Consider the following 23494-nt stretch of genomic DNA (forward strand, 5'->3'; position numbering starts at 1 on the left):
TTTGTAGGCCGGATAAGCGAAGCGCCACCCGGCGTTTTTTGAAGTAGCCAAACTATGTCAGATACCAAAAACGAATTAGAAACCCTGCTGGAGCAGGCGGCGACCGAGCCCGCCCACCGTCCGGCCTTTTTCCGCACGCTGCTGGAATCCACCGTCTGGGTGCCGGGCGCTGCGGCTGAAGGTGAACAGGTCGTAGAAGACAGCGCGCTGGATCTGCTGCACTGGGAGAAAGACGACGGCACGTCGGTGATCCCGTTCTTCACCTCGCTGGAAGCGCTGCAGAAAGCGGTAGAAGATGAACAGGCGTTCGTGGTGATGCCGGTGCGTACCCTGTTTGAAATGACGCTGGGCCAGACGCTGTTCCTGAACGCGAAGCTGCCGACCGGGAAAGAGTTTACGCCACGTGAAATCAGCCACCTGATTGGCGAAGAGGGCAACCCGCTCAGCACGCAGGAAGTGCTGGAAGGGGGCGAAACGCTGCTGCTCTCTGAAGTGGCCGAGCCGCCCGCGCAGATGATTGATTCCCTGACGACGCTGTTCAAAACGCTCAAGCCCGTCAGGCGCGCGTTTCTCTGCTCCATTAAAGAGCGCGCGGACGAAAAGCCGGTGCTGTTGATCGGTATTGAAGCCGATGGCGATTTCGACGAGATCGTTCAGGCAGCGGGCAGCGTGGCGACCGACACGCTACCGGGCGATGAACCAATTGATATCTGCCAGGTGAAAAACGGTGAGAAGGGCATCAGCCACTTTATTACCGAGCACATTACGCCGTTCTATGAGCGTCGCTGGGGCGGCTTCCTGCGCGATCTCAAAACTAACCGCATCATCTGATGACAGCGGGGTGAATATCACCCCGTTGCTTCCAGCAGCAGTAAATCCATCAGCAGCACCAGATTCGACTCAAACGACGTCACCCCTGCGGCTTCGGCGGCAAAGTGCACCGCTTCGTCATAGAGCGCAAAGTGCACGTCGGCCATCTCCGCCAGCGTGTTGGCCGAGGCGCGGGTAAACGCGACGATCGTCATGCCGACGTTTTTGGCTATCCGCGCTTTATCCAGCACCTGCTCCGTTTCGCCGCTGCGCGAGACGGCAATAAACACCTGATAGCGGGCGGCATTGCTGAGAAAAATGTTCCGGCTGTCGCCCGGTCCGGAGATAAACGCCGTTTTGCCCATTACCTGTAGCTTCTTGGTCAGGTACTCCGCAAACAGATAAGAAAACCCGGCCCCGTAGAGAAAGAAGCTCTCTTTCTGGCGCAGCAGGTCGGAAAACTGCTGGCGTTTGTCCTGGGTAACCCACTGAAAGGTGTGCTGATAGTTGGCGATAAACTGGTTAAACAGCACCGGGAGTTCAGGACGCGACTGCGCCTGAGCGGCAATATGCGGCGTGTCGGAGAGCAGCTGCTTGCAGTGCCAGATGAATTCGCTAAAGCCGCTGAACCCCAGCTTCTGGCACAGCCGCATGATGGTGGCGGTAGAAACGAACGTCGCCTGTGCCAGCTCGCGAACCGTGATATTGCCCACCAGCAGCGGATGCTCCGTGAGGTGTGCGAGGACGCGATACTCCGCGCGGGTCAATGACGCCCCGCGCGTTAACAGCGTGGCCAGGCGGTTATCCATTATTTCGCGGGTTCAACCGGCAGGTCGTCACGCGCGCCCCATTCGCTCCAGGCGCCGTCGTAGAGCGTGACGTTGCTTACGCCGAGCGTGGCGAGCGCCAGAATGACCATGCAGGCCGTTACGCCGGAACCGCAGCTGGCGATAATCGGACGATGCAAATCCACGCCCTGACGTTCAAAAATGGCGCGCAGCTCGTCGGTGGTTTTCAGCTCGCCCTCAAACACCAGGTCGCCCCACGGCACGTTCAGCGCGCCCGGAATATGTCCACGCTTCAGCCCCGGACGCGGTTCATCCGCTTCGGCATTAAAGCGCGGAGCAGGACGGGCATCGACGATTTGCGCCGTTTTTTCATGGCTCACGACCAGCACGTCGGTCAGGCGTTTTACCACGTGGGCGTCAAAGGTCGCATCGAATTCGCCTTCCGGCAGCGTGACGTCACCCTGCTGAAGCGGCAGCTCGTCGCGCTTCCAGCCCGCCAGCCCGCCGGCAAGAATCGAGACTTTTTCCACGCCGAAGTTTTTCAGCATCCACCACGCGCGCGGCGCCGAGAAGAGGTTACCTTCATCATAGACAACGAGGTGTTTGTCTTTGCTGATGCCCAGCTCGCGCATCGCCACGGAAAACGCTTCCGGGCGCGGCAGCATGTGCGGCAGGGGAGAGGTGTGATCGGAGAGGGCTTCAATATCAAAAAATACCGCACCCGGCAGATGCCCGGCACGGTATTCACCGGGCACGTCACGATGCTCTTGTCCCGGAGGGGCCATACGCGCGTCGATAATCTGCACTTCCGGATCGTCGCCGTGCTCAATCAGCCAGTCGGCGGCGACAAAATATGAGGTGGACATGGGTTGCCTCCATTCTTTTCCGTAAAAAAGGATTGTCGGTGTTTTTTCTGACACCGACAAGCAAACCACGTTCAACTCGCGAGCAAGCCCCTATTTTTTCACCGGTTCGCCGTCCTGCCAGGCTTTTTGCAGCGCTGGCCAGTAGTCGCGGTTGGCCTCAATCATCTCATCCAGAATCGCTTTTGCATGTTCCATGGTCGGCACGGTGCGGTTCAGGGTAAATGCCTGCAACGCTTTTTCATAGCTGCCTTCGATAGTCGCCTCCACCAGCAGCTGTTCAGACGCGAGCTGCTGTTGCAAAAGGGTCTGATGGAACAGCGGCACCTGGCCGACGCGAATCGGTTCCGGGCCTTCGGCGGTGATATAAGCGGGAACTTCCACCACCGCATCGTACGGCAGGTTGGTAATCGCCCCGCGGTTTTCCACCATCACCAGATGGCGGCTTCGCAGGTTGAACGCCAGCGAACAGGCGACGTCAACGATAAATTCACCGTGGACGCCCACGTGGAAGGCATCCGGTAAAATTCCGGTGCGCTGATATTCTTCGGCGGCGGCGAACAGCTTTTTCTCGCGCCCGTTCATCACTTCGTTGGCGCGGGTATAGTCCGGGTTCTGATGCGCCACAATCTGGTTTGGCATCAGGTAATACTGCAGATACGGGTTCGGCAGATACTCGGGGAAGTTGTCCATGATCGGTTTGATATTGCGCCAGGTTTTCACCCATGACGGATCGGAATGCTGCGGATCGGTTTTAGCCGCATCTTCCGTCAGCAGGCCAAACTTCGCGATATGCTTACGCAGCGCCGGGAGCTTGTCTTCGCCGTCCACCAGCACGCGGGTAAACCAGCCGAAGTGGTTCAGGCCGAAGTAGTCCACTTCCAGTTTATGACGATCCACGCCCAGAATGGCGCCCATATTGCGCATCGCGGCAACCGGCATATCGCAGATGTTCAGCACCCTTGCGTTCGGGCGCAGGCGGCGCACGCCTTCCGCGACGATCGCCGCCGGGTTGGAGTAGTTCACGATCCAGGCTTTCTCATGCGCGTAGCGATCGACCAGATCGATAAGCTCCACCATCGGCAGGATCGTGCGCAGGCCGTAAGCCAGCCCGCCGGGGCCGCAGGTTTCCTGGCCCACCACGCCGTGACGCAGCGGGATCTTCTCATCCTGCTCACGCATTTTGTACTGGCCGACGCGCATCTGGGCGAAGACAAAATGCGCGCCGCTAAAGGCCACTTCCGGGTCACTGGTGACGGTAAATGTGATGCGCTGACTGTGGTCGCGAATGACCTTCTCGACGACCGGCGCAATGGTGTTCTGGCGCGCCTCGTCGATATCGTACAGGCGAATTTCGGCCAGCGGGAAATCCTGCAGGCGCACCATCAGGCTTTTCACAATGCCCGGCGTGTAGGTGCTGCCGCCGCCGGCAATCGACAGAATGAATGGGGGTGTTAACATCTTTAGCTCCTTTCAGAGAAACGTCTCAACGGCTTCTCGCATTTTTTTGACATGCAGCCCGTAGACCACCTGAACGTTGTTACCTTGTTTGATAATCCCTTTCGCGCCAGTCGCCTTCAGGCGCGGCTCGTCGATAATGGCGACGTCCTTCACCGTGACGCGCAAGCGGGTGTAGCAGTTGTCCACCACTTCAATATTTTCCCGACCGCCCAGCCCCACCACGATGGACTCGCCCAGACCGTCGTTATTGCCCTTCGCCTGGTACTCCTGCTTGCTGTAGAGGCGCGTCTCCTGGTCCTCATCTTCACGGCCCGGCGTTTTCATGTTGAAGCGCAGGATCAGGAAGCGGAATACCACAAAGTAGAGGGCGAACATGATCAGCCCGACAACGATGTACATCGGCCAGTTGGACTTGGCCGTGCCGAGCGGCAGGTTGTAAAGGATGAAGTCGATAATCCCGTTGGCGCCGATGGCGTGAACGCCCAGCTGCGAGAACAGCATCATGCCGATGCCGGTCAGCACCGCGTGCACCACGAACAGCAGCGGGGCGACAAACAGGAAGGAGAATTCAATCGGCTCGGTCACGCCGACCAGCAGCGAAGTCAGTGCCGCCGGGATCAGAATCGCTTTCGCCGCCGCTTTACGCTCTGGCCTGGCGGTCATATACATCGCCAGCGCCGCGGCAGGCAGGCCAAACATTTTGCTGATGCCGCGGGCATCCCACACCACGGTGCTGCTGAGCTGCTTCACGTCCGGGCAGGCTATCTCGGCAAAGTAGATATTGCGCGCGCCCTGATAGGTTGCGCCGCATACCTCCTGCGTGCCGCCCAGCTCGGTATAGAGGAACGGCGTATAAACCAGATGGTGCAGGCCGGTGGGGACCAGAATGCGTTCCAGGAAACCGTAGATGGCCACGCCAAACGGCCCGGAACCTTTGATGGCCAGCGCCAGGGCGCTGATGCCGTGCTGGGCAAAGGGCCAAAGCTCACTCATCACCACGCCGAGCAGCATGGAGACGGGGAGCATGACGATGGCGACAAAACAGTGGCCGGAGTAAATCGCCATCGCGCCGTTAAACTGTACGCCGGAGTATTTGTTGTACAGATAGCCGGAAAGCGCTCCGGTCAGTATCCCGGCAAAGACCCCCATCTCCAGCACCTGCACGCCCAGTACCATCGTCTGTCCGGCCGCTTTCATCTGCGCCGCTGGCGCCAGCGCGCCCTGCAGCTGCAGCGTGACGTTCATGGCGTTGATGAATACGACAAAGGTGACCAGGCCAATCAGCGCGGCATAGCCTTTATCGCGCGTTGCCAGGCCAATCGGAATACCGACGGCAAACACCAGCGCCAGGTTAACCAGCACCGACACGGCAGATTTTGCGATCAACTGACCAAGATGCTGAATCAGCGGATGACCGAGAAACGGCAGGTACTCGGCGAGATTACCGTTACCCAGCACGTTACCAAAGGCGATAAACAGACCGACGATCGGTAAGATAAGCACCGGTCCGTACAATGATTTTCCGAAATTTTGTAGGGCGTTCACGGCTCGTTTCATGGCTTTCTCTCTTTTTGAACCGCGCACTCGGGGTGCGTCATGGTTATAAAACTAGCAGCCTTCAGGGACGCTTATCCAGCTATCCTCTTGTTTTAAAAACAAATGACGTGAAAGGTAACATGTGACGTTATGCGCTGTGATCGCGGTTCCATCACGGCGTAGCGGCGTGATGCCATTCTGCGAGGCGCTTTCCAGATTCTAAAATTGGACTTTTTGAATTAATGAAACTTGCGGATAATACTTATCCGGACGACGACCAACAGGCCCCCTCTGGGCCAGGGACAAAGGATGAAACCGTTTCGCTTAGCCGCGCTCTCTCTTGCGCTGCTTACCACGTTTACGCTTGTCGGCTGTGATAACAGCGACGATAAACCTCAGGCTGCGGCTCCCGCGGCATCCACTGCATCCACACCAAAAGCCGCGGAAAAGCCAAATGCTGAAACGCTGGCTAAGCTAGCCGCCCAGAGTCAGGGAAAAGCGCTGACCCTGCTGGATGCTTCTGAAGTTCAGCTCGACGGTGCCGCCACGCTGGTGCTGACATACTCGGTTCCGCTGAATCCCGATCAGGATTTCGCGAAAACCGTGCATGTCGTGGACAAAAAAAGCGGCAAAGTTGACGGGGCGTGGGAACTTGCGCCTAACCTGAAAGAGCTTCGCCTGCGTCATCTGGAGCCCAACCGCAACCTGGTCGTCACCGTTGAACGGGGCCTGCAGGCGCTGAATAAGGCGACGTTCGGCATTGATTATGAAAAAGCCCTCACCACCCGGGACGTCGAGCCTACCGTCGGGTTTGCCAGCCGCGGCTCGCTGCTGCCGGGCAAGGTGGTGGAAGGGTTGCCGGTGATGGCGCTTAACGTCAACAACGTGGACGTCAATTTCTACCGCGTGAAGCCGGAATCGCTGGCCTCTTTTGTCAGCCAGTGGGAATACCGCAACTCCCTCACCAACTGGGAATCCGACAACCTGCTAAAGATGGCGGAGCTGGTTTACACCGGTCGCTTCGATCTTAATCCGGCGCGCAACACGCGCGAAAAATTGCTGTTGCCCCTGAAGGATATTAAACCGCTCCAGCAGTCTGGGGTTTACATCGCGGTCATGAACCAGGCCGGGCACTATAACTACAGCAACGCCGCAACGCTCTTTACCTTAAGCGATATTGGCCTGTCCGCTCACCGTTATCATAACCGCCTGGACATCTTCACCCAGAGTCTGGAGAACGGTGCGGCGCAGTCTGGCGTCGCCGTCACCCTGCTGAATGACAAAGGGCAGACCCTTGCCGAAGCGAAAAGCGACGGCGATGGCCACGCAAAGCTTGAGACCGACAAAGAGGCTGCCCTGATTCTGGCCAGTAAAGACGGCCAGACCACGCTGCTTGACCTCAAGCTACCGGCCCTCGACCTGGCGGAGTTTGATATCGCCGGGAGTCCGGGCTACAGCAAGCAGTTCTTCATGTTTGGCCCACGCGATCTCTATCGCCCGGGTGAAACGGTGATCCTCAACGGCCTGCTGCGCGACAGTGACGGTAAGCCGCTTCCCGATCAGCCCGTGAAGCTTGACGTGCTGCGCCCTGACGGTCAGGTGGCTCGCTCGATCGTTGTTCAGCCTGAAAACGGTCTCTACCGATTCAACTACCCGCTGGACAGCGGGGCGCAGACCGGCATGTGGCATATTCGCGCCAACACGGGCGATAACCTGCAGCGCCTGTGGGACTTCCACGTCGAAGACTTCATGCCAGAGCGCATGGCGCTCAACCTGAGCGGACAAAAAACGCCGGTTTCACCGCAGGATAACGTCGACTTTAACGTGGTCGGCTATTACCTGTATGGCGCACCGGCCAACGGTAACTCTCTGCAGGGCCAGCTCTTCCTGCGTCCGCTGCGTGACGCGGTGGCCGCGCTGCCGGGCTTCCAGTTTGGTGATATCGCCGAAGAGAACCTGAGCCGCAGCCTGGATGAAGTTCAGCTTACGCTGGACGAGCAGGGGCGTGGGCAGGTTTCTACCGAAAGCCAGTGGAAAGACGTGCACTCTCCGCTGCAGTTGATCCTGCAGGCCAGCCTGCTGGAGTCGGGCGGTCGTCCGGTGACGCGTCGCGCTGAGCAGGCTATCTGGCCGGCGGATGAGCTGCCGGGTATTCGCCCTCAGTTCGCCAGTAAAGCCGTTTACGACTACCGCACCGATACGACCGTCAACCAGCCGATTGTTGATGAGAACGGCAACGCCAGTTTCGACATCGTGTATGCCGATGCCAGCGGAGCCAAAAAGGCCGTTTCCGGGTTACAGGTTCGTCTGATTCGCGAGCGTCGTGACTACTTCTGGAACTGGTCTGAGAGCGAAGGCTGGCAGTCTCAGTTCGATCAGAAAGACCTGGTCGAAGGCGAGCAGGAGCTGACGCTTAAGGCCGATGAAACGGGTAAAGTTACCTTCCCGGTAGAGTGGGGCTCTTATCGTCTGGAAGTCAAAGCGCCTGATGAAATGGTCAGCAGCGTGCGCTTCTGGGCAGGCTACAGCTGGCAGGATAACAGCGATGGCACCGGAGCCGCGCGCCCTGACCGCGTGACGCTGAAACTGGATAAGCCAGCTTATCAGCCAGGCGACACCATCCAACTGCACATCGCCGCGCCGGCCGCAGGCAAGGGCTATGCGATGATCGAGTCCAGCGAAGGGCCGCTGTGGTGGAAAGAGATCGACGTACCGGCAAACGGACTGGATCTCGCTATCCCGGTCGACAAGGCCTGGAAGCGTCACGACCTCTACCTGAGTACGCTGGTGGTACGTCCCGGAGATAAATCCAAATCCGCCACGCCGAAACGTGCGGTCGGTCTGCTGCATCTGCCGATGGGCGATGAAAATCGCCGTCTGAATATTGCGCTCGATAACCCGCAGAAAATGCGTCCAAACCAGACGCTCTCGGTGAAGGTGAAAGCCAGCGTGAAAGAGGGGGCCGTGCCGCAGAAGGTGAACGTGCTGGTCTCGGCGGTGGACAGCGGCGTGCTGAACATTACCGATTACGTCACGCCGGATCCGTGGCAGGCTTTCTTTGGCCAGAAGCGTTACGGCGCGGATATCTACGATATATACGGCCAGGTCATTGAAGGGCAGGGCCGTCTGGCCGCGCTGCGCTTCGGTGGCGATGGGGATGAACTGAAGCGCGGCGGCAAACCGCCGGTGAACCACGTCACCATCATTGCCCAACAGGCACAGCCGGTTACGCTGGATGCCAACGGGGAAGGCACGATTACGCTGCCGATTGGTGATTTCAACGGCGAACTGCGTCTGATGGCGCAGGCCTGGACAGAAGACGATTTCGGCAGCAGCGAAAGCAAGGTTGTGGTGGCCGCACCGGTTATTACCGAGCTCAACACGCCGCGCTTCCTGGCAAGTGGAGACACCTCACGCCTGACGCTGGATCTCACCAACCTGACCGACCAGCCGCAAACGCTGAACGTTGCCCTGACCGCGACAGGCAAACTGTCGCTGGAAGGTGGACAGCCGCAGCCGGTGCAGCTGCCTCCGGGGGCGCGGACCACCCTGTTTATTCCGGTGCGTGCGCTGGAGGGGTATGGTGACGGAGAGGTAACAGCACAGGTTACCGGCCTGCAGCTTCCGGGCGAGACCTTTGCACCACAGCAGAAGAGCTGGAAAATCGGCGTGCGTCCGGCATTCCCGGCACAGACGGTGAATACCGGTGCCATGCTCAACCCTGGCGAATCCTGGACCGCACCGGCGCAGCACAGTAACGGTTTCTCTCCTGCCACCCTGCAGGGGCAACTGCTGCTGAGCGGCAAACCACCGCTCAACCTGGCGCGCTATATTCGCGAACTGCAGGCTTATCCGTATGGCTGCCTGGAGCAGACCACCAGCGGCCTGTTCCCGTCGCTCTACACCAACGCGGCGCAACTGACGGCGCTTGGCATCAAAGGTGATACGGACGATAAACGCCGTGCCGCCATTGATATCGGTATTTCCCGTCTGCTGCAGATGCAGCGTGAAGACGGCGGGTTCGCGCTGTGGGATAAAAACGGTCTGGAAGAGTACTGGCTGACGGCCTACGTGGCCGACTTCCTGGTGCGGGCGGGCGAGCAGGGCTATAGCGTGCCTGCCGATGCGGTGAATAACGCCAATAGCCGTCTGCTGCGCTACCTGCAGGACCCGGGCATGATGTCCATTCGCTATAGCGATGATACTCAGGCCAGTAAATTTGCCGTTCAGGCCTATGCCGCGCTGGTGCTGGCTCGTCAGCAAAAAGCGCCGCTGGGCGCGCTGCGTGAAATCTGGGATCGTCACGCTCAGGCGGCGTCCGGCCTGCCGCTGATGCAGCTGGGCATGGCGCTCAGGCTGATGGGCGATGCCCCGCGCAGCCAGCAGGCGCTGGATCTTGCGCTAAAAACGCCGCGCAACGACAGCAAAACCTGGATGGCCGATTACGGCAGCCAGCTTCGCGATAACGCGCTGATGCTCTCCCTGCTGGAGGAGTACAAACTTCTGCCGGATGCGCAAAATACGCTGCTGAATGCTCTTTCTGAACAGGCCTTCAGCCAGCGCTGGTTGTCCACTCAGGAGAGCAACGCGCTGTTCCTGGCCGGACGTTCGCTGCAAACTCTGTCCGGTGCATGGCAGGCGAAAACCTCCCTGTCAGATTCCGCATCAGGTGGCGATAAAGCGCAGGTACAAAACGTGAGCGGCGACCAGCTTGGCGCGCTGCAGGTCACCAATACCGGCACTTCACCGCTGTGGGTACGCCTTAATAGCACCGGTTATCCTGACTATGCTCCTCAGCCGAGCGCGAACGTGTTGCAGGTCGAACGTCATATCCTGGCAACCGACGGCAGTACGAAATCACTCTCTTCGCTGAAGAGCGGCGAGCTGGTGCTGGTGTGGCTGGAAGTTAAAGCCAGCCAGAACGTGCCGGACGCGCTGGTGGTAGATCTCCTGCCTGCGGGGCTGGAGCTGGAAAACCAGAACCTGGCAAGCAGCAGCGCCAGCCTGCAGGACAGCGGCAGTGAGGTGCAGAACCTGCTCAGCCAGATGCAGCAGGCGGACATTCAGCATATGGAATTCCGCGACGACCGCTTTGTGGCGGCCGTGCCGGTAAATGAAGGTCAGCCGGTCACGCTGGTTTATCTGGCGCGCGCCGTGACGCCGGGAACCTACCAGGTCCCGGTGCCGATGGTGGAGTCTATGTACGTTCCGCAGTGGCGGGCAACGGGTGCGGCCAGCGGCCCGCTGATTGTTGTTCCGTAATATGCGAATGGCACGTCTGACACGCTCCCGCTGGCTGTGGCTGGCGGGAGCGCTTCTCGTTTTAGGGGGGCTGATTTTCGTCGCCGATCGCCTGTGGCCGTTGCCGCTGAAAGAGGTTAACCCCGCACGGGTGGTGGTGGATGAGAAGGGCACGCCGCTCTGGCGTTTTGCCGATAGCGACGGGATCTGGCGCTATCCGGTGACGATCGAAGAGGTCTCTCCCCGTTATCTTGAGGCGCTGATCCAGTACGAAGATCGCTGGTTCTGGGATCACCCCGGCGTAAACCCGCTCTCTGTCCTGCGCGCCGCCTGGCAGGATCTCAGTTCCGGGAAAGTCATCTCTGGCGGAAGCACGCTCACCATGCAGGTCGCGCGACTGCTGGACCCGCATCCGCGCACCTTTGGCGGCAAAATTCGCCAGCTCTGGCGTGCCATGCAGCTGGAGTGGCATCTTTCCAAACGCGAAATCCTGACGCTCTATCTCAATCGCGCCCCCTTTGGCGGTACGCTGCAGGGCGTGGGAGCGGCAAGCTGGACGTATCTGGGCAAGCCGCCGTCGCAGCTCAGCTATTCCGACGCGGCGCTGCTGGCGGTGCTGCCGCAGGCACCGAGTCGATTACGCCCGGACCGCTGGCCTGAACGGGCCGAAGCGGCGCGCAATAAAGTGCTCGACCGCATGGCGACGCAGGGCGTCTGGTCCGCAAAGCAGGTCAAAGAGTCCCGTGAGGAATCAGTATGGCTGGCGCCCCGGCAGATGCCGCAGCTGGCGCCGCTCTTTGCACGCATGATGCTCGGTAAAAGTCGCGACACGAAAATTGTCACCACGCTAGATGCCGGACTGCAGCGGCAGCTGGAAGAGCTGGCGATGAACTGGAAATCCCGCCTGCCGGCACGCAGCTCGCTGGCGATGATCGTGGTCGATCATACCGATATGAAAGTGCGCGGTTGGGTTGGGTCGGTGGATATCAACGATGACACGCGTTTTAGCCATGTGGATATGGTCAATGCGATCCGATCCCCAGGATCGGTCTTAAAACCCTTTATCTACGGCATGGCGCTGGACGATGGCCTGATCCATCCCGCCTCGCTGCTTCAGGACGTTCCCCGAAAAACCGGTGATTATCGTCCCGGGAATTTTGACAGCGGGTTCCATGGACCGGTCAGCATGAGTGAAGCGCTGGTACGCTCCCTCAACCTGCCGGCCGTTCAGGTGCTGGAAGCCTACGGTCCAAAACGATTTGCCGGGATGCTGAGCAACGCAGGCTTGCCGCTGAGCCTGCCTGCGGGGGCACAGCCGAATTTGTCTCTGATCCTCGGCGGGGCGGGCGCGCGGCTGGCAGATATCGCTGCGGCCTATAGTGCCTTTGCCCGACACGGTAAGGCGGGAAGGCTGCGGTTACAGCCGGGCGATCCGCTGACTGAACGCCCGCTGTTATCGCCAGGCTCGGCGTGGATTATTCGCCGTATTCTGGCCAATGAAGCGCAGCCGCTGCCGGATAATGCGCTGCCACAGATTGCGCCGCTGGCGTGGAAAACCGGCACCAGCTACGGGTACCGTGATGCCTGGGCCATCGGTCTGAATGCCCGTTATGTGATGGGCATCTGGACCGGACGACCGGACGGCACGCCCGTGGCGGGACAGTTTGGGTTTGCCAGCGCGGTTCCGCTGTTAAACCAGGTCAATAATCTGCTTCAGTCACGTTCAACGGTAGACGAAGCCCGCCTGCCGCGCGATCCGCGTCCGGAGAGCGTCGGGCGGGGCGTGATCTGCTGGCCGGGCGGCCAGTCGCTACCGGAAGGCAGTGAAAACTGTCGACGTCGCCTGTCGACCTGGCTGCTGGAAGGGAGTGAACCGCCCACGCTGCTTCTCCCTGAACAGGAGGGCATACGCGGCATTCGTTTCCCGGTCTGGCTGGATAAAACCGGCAAACGCGTGGCCGCAGATTGCCCGGATGCTACTGAAAAAGTCCTGGATGTCTGGCCGCTGCCGCTGGAGCCGTGGCTGCCCGCTGCGGAAAAAAGGGCGGCGCGTCTCCCGGCAGCATCAACAGTTTGCCCGCCTCTGGATAACAGCAATATCGCGCCGCTTATGCTGTCAGGGGTTAGAGAGGGGGCCGTCATCAAGCGTCTTCCGGGTGAGACAACTATAACGCTTTCTCTCTCAACCAGCGGTGGAGAAGGGCAGCGATGGTGGTTTTTAAATGGCGAGCCTTTAGAGGGACATGAATATAAATATTCACTGAAATTATATTTGCCGGGTGAATATCAATTAATGGTAATGGATGAAAACGGTCAAATAGCGACGGTGAATTTCGAAATGGCTTATTAAAATAATCCAGAAGGGTTAGCTTGATAATTATCAATGTTCGGTTCTGCAAAAAAACGAGAATGCGTTTTTATTTGAAGGAACGAGCAATGAAAAAAAATAATAAACTGAGAGAGAGTCTTAATCCCGCTCTCTCCCGGCGTCACTTTATTCAGGCCGGGTCCGCGCTTGCCGCTCTGCCGTTTGTGGTAAAAGGCGGAAAAGCGCAGGCGGCGACAATGCCTGCGGCAGTGAACGAACCCGAAGATAAAGTCATTCAAACCTGCAGCACCTTTGACTGTGGCGGGAAATGCGATATTCGGGCGCACGTCAGCGACGGCGTGGTCACACGCATCTCTACGCGTCCGGATAATGAACTGGATCTTCAAATGCCGGTGATGCGCGCCTGCGTTCGCGGACGCGAGTATCGGAAATTTGTTTATCATCCCGATCGGCTTAAATATCCAATGAAACGCGTGGGTAAACGTGGCGAAGGAAAATTCGAACGTATTACCTGGGATGAAGCTACAACGCTTATTGCGAATCAATTAAAAACCATTACGCAAAAATACGGTGCTGCTTCGCGCTATGTGCATGTTGGCACCGCAGTTTCGGGAGGAACGTTCTCCGGCGATAAAATGGTTCGTCGTCTGCTTAATTTAACGGGTGGCTATCTCGAAAGCTATCACTCGGTCAGTATGGGCAACACCGCAGCGGCAACGCCCTATACCTACGGTACCGCCGCCAGCGGCAGCTCGCTGGACACGTTACTGGACACCAAACTGGTCATCCTCTGGGGACATAACCCGACGGAAACGATTTTTGGTCACAGCAACTACTTCTTCCAGAAGATGAAGCAAAACGGCACCCGCTTCATCGTTGTCGATCCGCGCTATTCAGATACGGTGTCCTCCCTTGCTGACCAGTGGATCCCGCTGCTGCCAACAACCGATAACGCCCTGATGGACGCCATGATGTACGTGATCGTCACGGAGAACTTGCACGATCGCGACTTTATTCTGCGCTATACCCTGGGCTTTGATGAAGACGCTATGCCGGAAGGCGTTCCGGCCAATGAATCCCTGATGGCTTACCTGAACGGGGCAAAAGATGGCGTGGCGAAAACGCCTGAGTGGGCAGAGAAGATCACCCACGTGCCTGCGCAAACCATTCGTCAGCTGGCGCGCGATTATGCCACGACGAAGCCCGCCGCGCTGATCCAGGGCTGGGGACCGCAGCGCCATAACTGCGGCGAGCGCACCGCGCGCGGCTCGACGATACTGGCCACGCTGACGGGTAACGTTGGGGTGAAAGGCGGCTGGGCGGCTGGCTACGGCGGCTGTGCTAACCGTAAATTTGCCGCAGGCCCGGAGATGCCGGATAACCCGGTGAAAGCCAAAATATCGGTGATGAACTGGGTGCAGGCCGCCGACGATGCCTCTAAGGTAACGGCGGAAGTCGGCCTGAAGGATGCCGAAAAGCTGGACAGCAATATCCGCATCCTCTTCTCGCTGGCGGGCAATTATCTGGCTAACCAGAACCCGGATCTTCATCAGGCAACCCGCGTGCTGGAAGACGAGTCGAAAATCCAGTTTATCGTCGCGAGCGATCTGTTTATGACGCCGAGCGCCCGATACGCCGATCTTCTCCTGCCGGAAACCAGCTTTATGGAACGCTGGAATATCGGCGAAACCTGGGGTACTGCAAGCTATCTGATCCTGTCCGAAAAGCTGATTGAGCCTGAATTTGAGCGCCGTTCAGACTACGACTGGCTGCGGGAGGTCGCTGCTAAGCTTGGCGTCGAACCGGCATTCAGCGAAGGGCGTGACGAAAAGGCGTGGATTGAGCACATCTGGGAGCAGACGCGGCTCTCCATGCCAGATGAAAACCTGCCGGACTTCGCGACGTTACAAAAGACGCGTCAGCATCTCTTCAAAAGCGCGCCGTACGTTGCTTTTGAAGACAACATTCGCGACCCGCAAAATCATCCGTTCCCGACGCCGTCCGGAAAAATTGAGATCTTCTCGAAGCGTCTGTACGACATGCAGCACCCGGAAATTCCGGCGCTGTCGCACTACGTGCCTGCCCACGAAGGGCCGGAAGACGAACTGGCGAAAACCTTCCCGCTGCAGCTGATCACCTGGAAAGGGAAAAACCGCGCCAACTCTACCCAGTACGCCAACCCGTGGCTGATTGAGGCGCAGCAGCAAAAGCTGTGGATTAACCCTCAGGACGCGCAGAAGCGCGGCATTGCGCAGGGAGATACCGTGCGTATCCATAACGCACGCGGCATTTGTGAGATCCCGGCGGAGGTTACGCCGCGCATCATTCCTGGCGTGGTAGCCATGCAGGCAGGTGCCTGGTGGCAGCCGGATGAGAAGGGCATTGATAAAGGCGGCTGCGCGAACGTGCTCAGTTCGGCTCGTATTACCGCGCTTGCGAAAGGGAATTCACATCAAACCATGCTGGTGGAGGTGGCAAAAGCATGAGTCAGTTTAAACACTACGCGCCGGTGAGCGACAAACAGCTGGGCTTTTATATCGACTCTTCACGCTGCTCAGGGTGTAAAGCCTGCCAGGTGGCATGCAAAGATAAAAACAACCTTGAGGTCGGACGCCGTTTCCGTCGCGTGTACGAAGTCAACGGCGGGAATTTCATCCCCACCGGGCAGGGCGGCGTCAGCAACAATGTGTTTGCCTACACGCTCTCTATTTCCTGTAACCACTGTGCAGACCCCATCTGCACTAAAAACTGTCCGACCACGGCGATGCACAAGCGTCCGGGAGACGGCATTGTGCGCGTTGATACAGATAAGTGCGTCGGCTGCGGCTACTGTGCGTGGTCATGCCCCTACGGCGCGCCACAGCTCAACGAGCAGACCGGGCAAATGTCAAAATGCGATTTCTGCGTGGATCTCCAGGCGAAGGGGGAGCAGCCCGTCTGTGTGGCAACCTGTCCACTCGAAGCGATTAAATTCGGGCCGATTGATGAACTGCGGGCGAAGTATGGTGCGGTCTGTGACGTGAAAGGCTTGCCTGATTCTTCCATCACAAAACCGAATCTGGTGATCAAAGCGCATCAGGGTGCAGAGAAAGAGGGCAAACGCCATGCATGAGTTACCGCTGCTGATTTTTACGCTGTTCCTGCAGGGCTCGGTAGGCGTGACGCTCTGGCTGGCGTTCGGGGGGGCGCATGTTTTGCAGCGTAGCGCGCTTCTGCCTGCTGCCGGGGCGTTTGTGCTCGCAAGCCTCGGATTGCTCGCCTCGGCGCTGCACATGGGCTATCCGCTCAATGCTCTCAACGCGCTGCGCCATGTCTCCAGCTCCTGGCTGAGCCGTGAGATTATCTTTGCCAGCCTTTACCTGGCGGCGCTGGGGCTCGCGACGCTGCTGATGTTCGCCAAAAAGCCAGGCTGGAAGCTGCTTCTGGCGGCGGCGGGCCTTGTCGGGCTGGTGGATGTGTTCTGCATGGCGCAGATCTACATGCATGCGTCCGTGGTGACGTGGCAGCATATCAACACGCTGGTGCTGTTTATCGGCTCGGTGGGCATTATTGGTTCAGCCTGCATGGCGGTTGGGATGCGTTCCCGGGCTACTCTGCGTGCGGCGGTGGTCATTATCACGCTGCTGGTGCTTGTGCGTCTGGTGATGCAGCCCGTCTGGCTGGCCGACATCTCGGCTATGGACAACACCGTGGTGACGTTCCCTCATGCGCCGTTACAGATGCTGCAACAACTGCGCACCGTGCATCTGCTGAGCTGGTGTGTGTCTGTCGTGGGTATGCTGTGCTTTGCTGCAGGCGGGTTAAAAGCGGCGCGAGGCACGATGCTGCTGGGCAGCGCCTTGCTGATTGCGGGTGAGCTGATGCTGCGCTTCGTTTTCTTCAGTATTGGCTGATGGGCAGATTAACGTTTGGCCCGGCGATGGACGTGACGCATGCGTGCGTCCGTCGCCGTTTTCGCCATGCTTCCTGTTGTGCCTGCGCTGACGTTTGTCCCGTGCAGGCTTTTTCTTTTACGGACGCAGATATCTCGGTTGATGAGAACCGCTGTATTGAATGCGGTGACTGCCTGTTTGTTTGCCCCACTGAGGCCATCACCGGCATCACGCCGCGAAAACGCTTTTTGTGTGGCGATACGCTTGTCGGGCCTTTTACTGAACGTGCGCCGGATGTGAATGAACTGCTGCTCTGGCATGCACAGCACCATGTTCGTTTTATCAGTATGGACGTGGAGCAGTATCCTGACTGGCTGCTAGCGATTGCCCGGCTTAATCTTGTGCTTCGTCGACGCGGTGAAGCGGCATGGGCGTTTAAACTTTTACCCGTCAACGAGGTTAATATCGCCCGCCGTGCGCTGATGCACGTTCCCCGTGAGGATGTCCGGACCTGTAGCGTCGTGCCCGGTCAGCGTGAACTGCGCAGAGCGTTTTCTGGGGTTAGTGAGGCAGAGATAGCTCTCGACGCCGGAACGTGCGTATTGTGCGGCGCGTGCTGGCGGAGTTGTACGGAAAACGCGATTCGGTTTGAGAACGCTGAACTGGTCGTCGAAACCGGACGTTGTACCGGTTGCGGCGGCTGCGAAGCGGTATGCCAGCATGCGGCGATAAAAGTGACGCAAACAGAAGGAACGGCGAAAAACGTGGCCATACTGGCATATGAAGCCGTTTGCCTGACGTGCCACCGTCATCTCTGGTCATTTACGCCTGATGAAAAGCAGTGTCCGCTCTGTTTTCACCATCAACACGATATGCGAAACCCGGACTGTTGCTAATCTTCGTCTCATTTTAAAAAAATGTTATGCAGAACCATAGGCAATAGCGCTATAGCTCTTTATAATCCGCGCCACACCATACTCAGGTATGCAAAACAACAGAACATTGACAGAGGTTATCATGGCTATTGAACGTACTTTTTCCATCATCAAACCAAACGCGGTGGCAAAAAACGTTATTGGCAGCATCTTCGCTCGCTTTGAATCTGCAGGGTTCAAAATTGTTGGTACCAAAATGCTGCACCTGACCGTTGAGCAGGCTCGCGGCTTCTACGCTGAGCACGAAGGTCGCCCATTCTTTGACGGCCTGGTGGAGTTCATGACCTCCGGTCCAATCGTGGTATCCGTACTGGAAGGCGAAAACGCCGTACAGCGTCACCGCGACCTGCTGGGCGCAACCAACCCGGACAACGCGCTGGCAGGTACTCTGCGCGCTGACTACGCTGACAGCTTCACCGAGAACGGTACCCACGGTTCTGACTCTGTTGAATCTGCTGCACGCGAAATCGCTTTCTTCTTCGCAGAAGGCGAAGTGTGTCCACGTACCCGTTAATTTAACGGTTTCGTTTACACATTATTTTCGTAAATGCCGCGTCCAGACGTGGCATCCCTGCGCCAGACTTTGTACAATGCAACGCCCCGGACGAGCAGACCGCTTTCCGGGGCGTTTCTATTCAACCCTCCATGGGCCATAACGTGTAACAACGAGGCCGGTAAATATTATGTCTGAATTAGTGAATACCTCCGAAGTCGCCATTCCTGCGGTTCCCAATAAAAATGGAAAAATCAACCTGCTGGATCTGAACCGTCAGCAGATGCGCGAGTTCTTCAAAGAGATGGGCGAAAAGCCATTTCGTGCCGATCAGGTCATGAAGTGGATGTACCATTACTGCAGCGACAATTTTGATGACATGACTGACATCAACAAGGTCCTGCGCAATAAGCTCAAAGAAGTGGCTGAAATCCGCGCCCCGGAAGTGGTGGAAGAGCAGCGCTCCGCAGATGGCACCATCAAATGGGCGATTGCGGTGGGCGATCAGCGCGTTGAAACCGTCTACATTCCGGAAGAAGACCGCGCGACGCTGTGTGTCTCCTCCCAGGTTGGCTGTGCGCTGGAGTGCAAATTCTGCTCAACCGCGCAGCAAGGCTTTAACCGTAACCTGCGTGTTTCAGAAATTATCGGCCAGGTCTGGCGTGCTGCGAAAATCGTCGGCGCGGCAAAAGTGACCGGCACTCGCCCAATCACCAACGTGGTGATGATGGGGATGGGTGAACCGCTGCTGAACCTGACCAACGTCGTTCCGGCGATGGAAATCATGCTGGATGACTTCGGGTTTGGTCTGTCCAAGCGTCGCGTCACGCTGTCGACCTCAGGCGTTGTGCCTGCGCTGGACAAGCTCGGCGATATGATTGACGTCGCGCTGGCGATCTCCCTGCACGCGCCAAACGATGAAATTCGTGACGAAATTGTGCCAATCAACAAAAAGTACAATATCGAAACCTTCCTCGCTGCCGTACGTCGCTATCTGGAGAAATCCAACGCCAACCAGGGTCGCGTCACCATCGAGTACGTGATGCTGGACCACGTCAACGACGGTACCGAACATGCGCATCAGCTGGCTGAACTGCTGAAAGATACGCCATGTAAAATCAACCTGATCCCGTGGAACCCGTTCCCGGGCGCGCCGTATGGCCGTAGCTCGAACAGCCGTATCGACCGTTTCTCCAAGGTGCTGATGGAGTATGGTTTCACCACCATCGTGCGTAAAACGCGTGGTGATGATATTGATGCCGCATGTGGACAGCTGGCTGGTGATGTTATTGACCGTACCAAGCGTACCCTGCGTAAACGCATGCAGGGCGAGACGATCGCGGTTAAAGCTGTTTGATTATTATGCACTCACGGCGCATTATCTGCGCCGTGAGACATAACCTTACTGAATAATCAGTCAGATTCGTGAAGACTGATCAATAATTACGGTGCGTTTCATCCGACTTTCGGGCAGTATGTAACGACGTAACAACAGTTTAGCCGTACGGGCAGGGCTGTACTGTCATCTCCGGGCTGACAGTCTTATACTCTGTGTTCAAGGTTAACTGACCAGAAGTTTCGCGGTGCGGGTGGCATTGTGACTCACCGGCGCCTGAACCCTTTTTTTCACGTACCAGTAGTTGTAGCGAATGAATACTGAAGCCACTCACGACCAACATGAAGCACTCTCCACTGGCGTTCGTCTTCGCAACGCCCGTGAACAACTCGGACTCAGCCAGCAAGCCGTCGCAGAACGCTTGTGCCTGAAGGTTTCCACGGTTCGCGATATTGAAGAAGATAAGGCACCCGCCGATCTGGCTTCAACGTTCTTGCGCGGTTATATCCGCTCTTACGCAAAACTGGTGCACATCCCCGAAAACGAATTACTGCCAATGATGGAGAAGCAGGCGCCGGTCCGTGTAGCAAAAGTTGCGCCGATGCAGACCTTCTCCCTGGGGAAACGTCGTAAAAAACGTGATGGCTGGCTGATGAGCTTTACCTGGCTGGTGCTGTTTGTGGTGGTCGGTCTGACCGGTGCGTGGTGGTGGCAAAACCACAAGGCGCAGCAGGAAGAGATCACCACTATGGCCGATCAATCCTCCGCCGAACTCAACCAGGCCGGAACGGATAACGCCCAGAGCGTGCCGCTGAATACCGACGGTGCAGCGACTTCCAGCGAGCCACAGACCGCAGCGCCAGATGCGACAGCGACCAATGCTGCGCAGGCTCCGGCAGCAACGGCTAACACCGCTGCGCCTCAGGCTCAGGATCAAAACGCGGTGGTTGCCCCTTCTCAGGCGAATGTTGATACTGCGGCGAACGCGCCTGCGGCTACTCAGCCTGCAGACAATACCGCAGCGTCTCTGCCAACCAGCCCGGCGGGTACGGCGACACCCGCAGCCGATCCTAACGCGCTGGTAATGAACTTCAGCGCCGACTGCTGGCTGGAAGTGACTGACGCGACAGGTAAAAAACTGTTCAGCGGCCTGCAGCGCAAAGATGGCACGTTAAACCTAACGGGCCAGGCGCCTTATAAACTTAAAATCGGCGCTCCGGCAGCGGTACAGATCCAGTATCAAGGAAAACCTGTCGACCTGAGCCGCTTTATCAGAACTAACCAGGTTGCACGTCTTACCGTTAATGCCGAACAATCAGCAGCACAGTAACAGACGGGCAACGCGGGAGATTTTTCATGCATAACCAGGCTCCGATTCAACGTAGAAAATCGAAACGGATTTACGTTGGGAATGTGCCAATCGGCGATGGGGCACCTATCGCCGTTCAGTCGATGACCAATACGCGCACCACCGATGTGGAAGCGACGGTCAATCAAATCAAAGCATTAGAACGTGTCGGCGCGGATATTGTTCGCGTCTCCGTCCCGACCATGGATGCGGCTGAGGCGTTCAAACTGATCAAACAGCAGGTCAGCGTTCCGCTGGTGGCGGATATTCACTTCGACTACCGCATCGCACTGAAAGTGGCCGAGTACGGCGTCGATTGCCTGCGTATTAACCCGGGCAACATCGGTAACGAAGAGCGTATCCGCATGGTCGTGGACTGCGCCCGCGATAAAAATATTCCTATCCGTATCGGCGTTAACGCCGGTTCCCTGGAAAAAGATCTGCAGGAAAAATACGGTGAGCCTACGCCGCAGGCGCTGCTCGAATCCGCGATGCGTCACGTCGATCATCTCGATCGCCTTAACTTCGATCAGTTCAAAGTCAGCGTAAAAGCGTCCGACGTGTTCCTGGCCGTAGAATCTTATCGCCTGCTGGCAAAGCAGATCGATCAGCCTCTGCACCTCGGGATCACCGAAGCGGGCGGCCTGCGTAGCGGCTCGGTAAAATCCGCGATCGGTCTGGGGCTGCTGCTCTCTGAAGGGATCGGTGACACCCTGCGCGTCTCGCTGGCGGCGGATCCTGTCGAAGAGATCAAGGTCGGCTTCGATATTCTGAAATCACTGCGTATTCGCGCGCGTGGGATCAACTTCATTGCCTGCCCAACCTGTTCACGTCAGGAGTTCGATGTGATCGGTACGGTGAATGCCCTGGAGCAACGTCTGGAAGACATTATCACCCCGATGGACGTCTCCATCATCGGCTGCGTGGTGAACGGTCCGGGTGAAGCCCTGGTGTCAACCCTGGGCGTGACCGGCGGTAACAAGAAAAGTGGTCTCTATGAAGATGGCGTTCGAAAAGATCGTCTGGATAATAGTGACATGATCGACCAGCTTGAAGCCCGCATCCGCGCCAAAGCCGCCATGATGGACGAGACACAGCGTATCAACGTTCAGCAGGTTGAAAAATAACGTGATGGGAAGCCGTGAGCTTCCCATGTATGATTGAACCCATTCTTTGGGTTTTTTTTGTATATAGAAAGAGAATAAACGTGGCAAAAAACATTCAAGCCATCCGCGGCATGAACGATTATCTGCCTGGCGAAACCGCCATCTGGCAGCGCATTGAAGGCACGCTGAAGCAGGTGCTCGGCAGCTACGGTTACAGCGAAATTCGTTTGCCGATTGTAGAGCAGACCCCGTTATTCAAACGCGCGATCGGTGAAGTGACCGACGTGGTTGAAAAAGAGATGTACACCTTTGAGGACCGCAACGGCGACAGCCTGACCCTGCGTCCGGAAGGGACGGCGGGCTGCGTACGCGCCGGCATCGAACATGGTCTTCTGTACAATCAGGAGCAGCGTCTGTGGTATATCGGCCCGATGTTCCGCCACGAACGTCCGCAGAAAGGGCGTTATCGCCAGTTCAATCAGCTGGGTGTGGAAGTCTTTGGCCTGCAGGGCCCGGACATCGACGCTGAACTGATTATGCTGACCGCCCGCTGGTGGCGTGCGCTCGGTATCGCCGATCACGTTTCCCTTGAGCTGAACTCTATCGGTTCTCTGGAAGCGCGTGCGAACTACCGCGATGCGCTGGTGGCGTTCCTGGAACAGCATAAAGAGAAGCTGGACGAAGACTGCAAACGTCGCATGTACAGCAACCCGCTGCGCGTTCTGGATTCCAAAAACGCCGATGTTCAGGCACTGCTGAACGATGCGCCTGCGCTGGGTGATTACCTGGACGACGAGTCGCGCGAACACTTCGCGGGCCTGTGCACGCTGCTTGAAGCGGCGGGTATCGCCTATACCGTAAACCAGCGTCTGGTGCGCGGTCTGGACTACTACAACCGTACCGTGTTTGAGTGGGTCACCACCAGCCTCGGCTCTCAGGGCACCGTGTGCGCGGGCGGCCGTTATGACGGTCTGGTTGAGCAACTTGGCGGTCGCGCTGCGCCTGCGGTTGGCTTCGCGATGGGTCTTGAGCGACTTGTTTTGCTGGTTCAGGCAGTTAATCCGGAATTTAAAGCAGATTCCGTTGTCGATATATACCTGGTGGCCTCAGGCGCGGAAACGCAGTCTGCGGCAATGCAGCTTGCCGAACGCGTGCGCGATGCGCTGCCGGGCGTTAAGCTGATGACCAACCATGGCGGCGGCAACTTCAAAAAACAGTTTGCTCGTGCCGATAAGTGGGGCGCAAGTATCGCACTGGGGCTGGGTGAGTCCGAAGTGGCCAACGGCGAAGTGGTGGTGAAAGACCTGCGCTCTGGTGAGCAGACAACGGTAACGCAGGACGGCGTTGCGGCGCACTTGCGCACTCTATTGGGCTAA

Annotated in this window: 16 protein-coding genes; 12 read left to right on the forward strand and 4 right to left on the reverse strand. The window is 57.7% G+C overall.

Annotated features, from left to right (window positions below; translation table 11 throughout):
- Positions 1 to 54 precede the first annotated feature (54 nt).
- The gene (gene sseB / locus HMPREF3143_RS14025) at positions 55 to 831 is read left to right on the forward strand and encodes an enhanced serine sensitivity protein SseB (protein ID WP_063452880.1); all 777 of its coding nucleotides are present in this window, start codon (positions 55 to 57) and stop codon (positions 829 to 831) included.
- Between the two features lie 17 nt (positions 832 to 848).
- Here sseB and HMPREF3143_RS14030 read toward each other — a convergent pair whose 3' ends face one another.
- The 4 genes from HMPREF3143_RS14030 to HMPREF3143_RS14045 form a co-directional block, all read right to left on the reverse strand.
- Positions 849 to 1619, reverse strand: coding sequence for a MurR/RpiR family transcriptional regulator (locus tag HMPREF3143_RS14030; protein WP_021241864.1), 771 nt, complete (start codon positions 1617 to 1619; stop codon positions 849 to 851).
- Entirely contained in the window at positions 1619 to 2464 is an 846-nt protein-coding gene (gene sseA, locus HMPREF3143_RS14035) for a 3-mercaptopyruvate sulfurtransferase (RefSeq protein WP_070533411.1), read from the reverse strand. The genes HMPREF3143_RS14030 and sseA overlap by 1 nt, the downstream gene beginning before the upstream one ends.
- A 90-nt stretch (positions 2465 to 2554) precedes the next feature.
- On the reverse strand, positions 2555 to 3922 hold the full coding sequence (locus tag HMPREF3143_RS14040) for a 6-phospho-alpha-glucosidase (RefSeq protein ID WP_008502148.1): 1368 nt from the start codon (positions 3920 to 3922) through the stop codon (positions 2555 to 2557).
- Positions 3923 to 3934: 12 nt separating this feature from the next.
- Positions 3935 to 5479 (reverse strand): PTS transporter subunit EIIC, encoded by a 1545-nt coding sequence (locus tag HMPREF3143_RS14045; protein ID WP_070533412.1) that lies wholly within the window; start codon positions 5477 to 5479, stop codon positions 3935 to 3937.
- Between the two features lie 288 nt (positions 5480 to 5767).
- Here HMPREF3143_RS14045 and HMPREF3143_RS14050 point away from each other — a divergent pair, with 288 nt between their 5' ends.
- From HMPREF3143_RS14050 to hisS, 11 genes are all read left to right on the forward strand, one after another.
- Positions 5768 to 10720 (forward strand): alpha-2-macroglobulin family protein, encoded by a 4953-nt coding sequence (locus HMPREF3143_RS14050; protein ID WP_070533414.1) that lies wholly within the window; start codon positions 5768 to 5770, stop codon positions 10718 to 10720.
- Position 10721: 1 nt separating this feature from the next.
- Complete coding sequence (gene pbpC / locus HMPREF3143_RS14055; protein WP_044597802.1) at positions 10722 to 13049, forward strand: peptidoglycan glycosyltransferase PbpC; 2328 nt, start codon at positions 10722 to 10724, stop codon at positions 13047 to 13049.
- An 86-nt stretch (positions 13050 to 13135) separates the two neighbouring features.
- Positions 13136 to 15514 carry a DMSO/selenate family reductase complex A subunit gene (locus tag HMPREF3143_RS14060; RefSeq protein WP_070533416.1) on the forward strand — a complete coding sequence of 793 codons (2379 nt, stop codon included), beginning with the start codon at positions 13136 to 13138 and terminating at the stop codon, positions 15512 to 15514.
- Positions 15511 to 16140: a DMSO/selenate family reductase complex B subunit gene (locus tag HMPREF3143_RS14065; protein ID WP_003860631.1), complete on the forward strand. Its 630-nt coding sequence runs from the start codon at positions 15511 to 15513 to the stop codon at positions 16138 to 16140. The genes HMPREF3143_RS14060 and HMPREF3143_RS14065 overlap by 4 nt, the downstream gene beginning before the upstream one ends.
- On the forward strand, positions 16133 to 16921 hold the full coding sequence (locus HMPREF3143_RS14070) for a dimethyl sulfoxide reductase anchor subunit family protein (RefSeq protein WP_039266850.1): 789 nt from the start codon (positions 16133 to 16135) through the stop codon (positions 16919 to 16921). Before HMPREF3143_RS14065 ends, HMPREF3143_RS14070 begins: the two co-directional genes overlap by 8 nt.
- Entirely contained in the window at positions 16921 to 17796 is an 876-nt protein-coding gene (locus tag HMPREF3143_RS14075; protein ID WP_070533418.1) for a 4Fe-4S binding protein, read from the forward strand. The genes HMPREF3143_RS14070 and HMPREF3143_RS14075 overlap by 1 nt, the downstream gene beginning before the upstream one ends.
- Before the next feature lie 121 nt (positions 17797 to 17917).
- Complete coding sequence (gene ndk, locus HMPREF3143_RS14080; protein WP_003860625.1) at positions 17918 to 18349, forward strand: nucleoside-diphosphate kinase; 432 nt, start codon at positions 17918 to 17920, stop codon at positions 18347 to 18349.
- A 169-nt stretch (positions 18350 to 18518) separates the two neighbouring features.
- Positions 18519 to 19685 (forward strand): dual-specificity RNA methyltransferase RlmN, encoded by a 1167-nt coding sequence (locus HMPREF3143_RS14085; RefSeq protein WP_014171168.1) that lies wholly within the window; start codon positions 18519 to 18521, stop codon positions 19683 to 19685.
- A 292-nt stretch (positions 19686 to 19977) separates the two neighbouring features.
- Complete coding sequence (gene rodZ, locus HMPREF3143_RS14090) at positions 19978 to 20994, forward strand: cytoskeleton protein RodZ (RefSeq protein WP_070533420.1); 1017 nt, start codon at positions 19978 to 19980, stop codon at positions 20992 to 20994.
- Positions 20995 to 21020: 26 nt separating this feature from the next.
- Positions 21021 to 22139 (forward strand): flavodoxin-dependent (E)-4-hydroxy-3-methylbut-2-enyl-diphosphate synthase, encoded by a 1119-nt coding sequence (gene ispG, locus HMPREF3143_RS14095; protein ID WP_008502138.1) that lies wholly within the window; start codon positions 21021 to 21023, stop codon positions 22137 to 22139.
- Between the two features lie 80 nt (positions 22140 to 22219).
- Positions 22220 to 23494 carry a histidine--tRNA ligase gene (hisS, locus tag HMPREF3143_RS14100; protein WP_070533422.1) on the forward strand — a complete coding sequence of 425 codons (1275 nt, stop codon included), beginning with the start codon at positions 22220 to 22222 and terminating at the stop codon, positions 23492 to 23494.

Source organism: Enterobacter sp. HMSC16D10 (assembly GCF_001807145.1).
In the GTDB taxonomy this organism is placed as follows: Bacteria; Pseudomonadota; Gammaproteobacteria; order Enterobacterales; family Enterobacteriaceae; genus Enterobacter; species Enterobacter roggenkampii.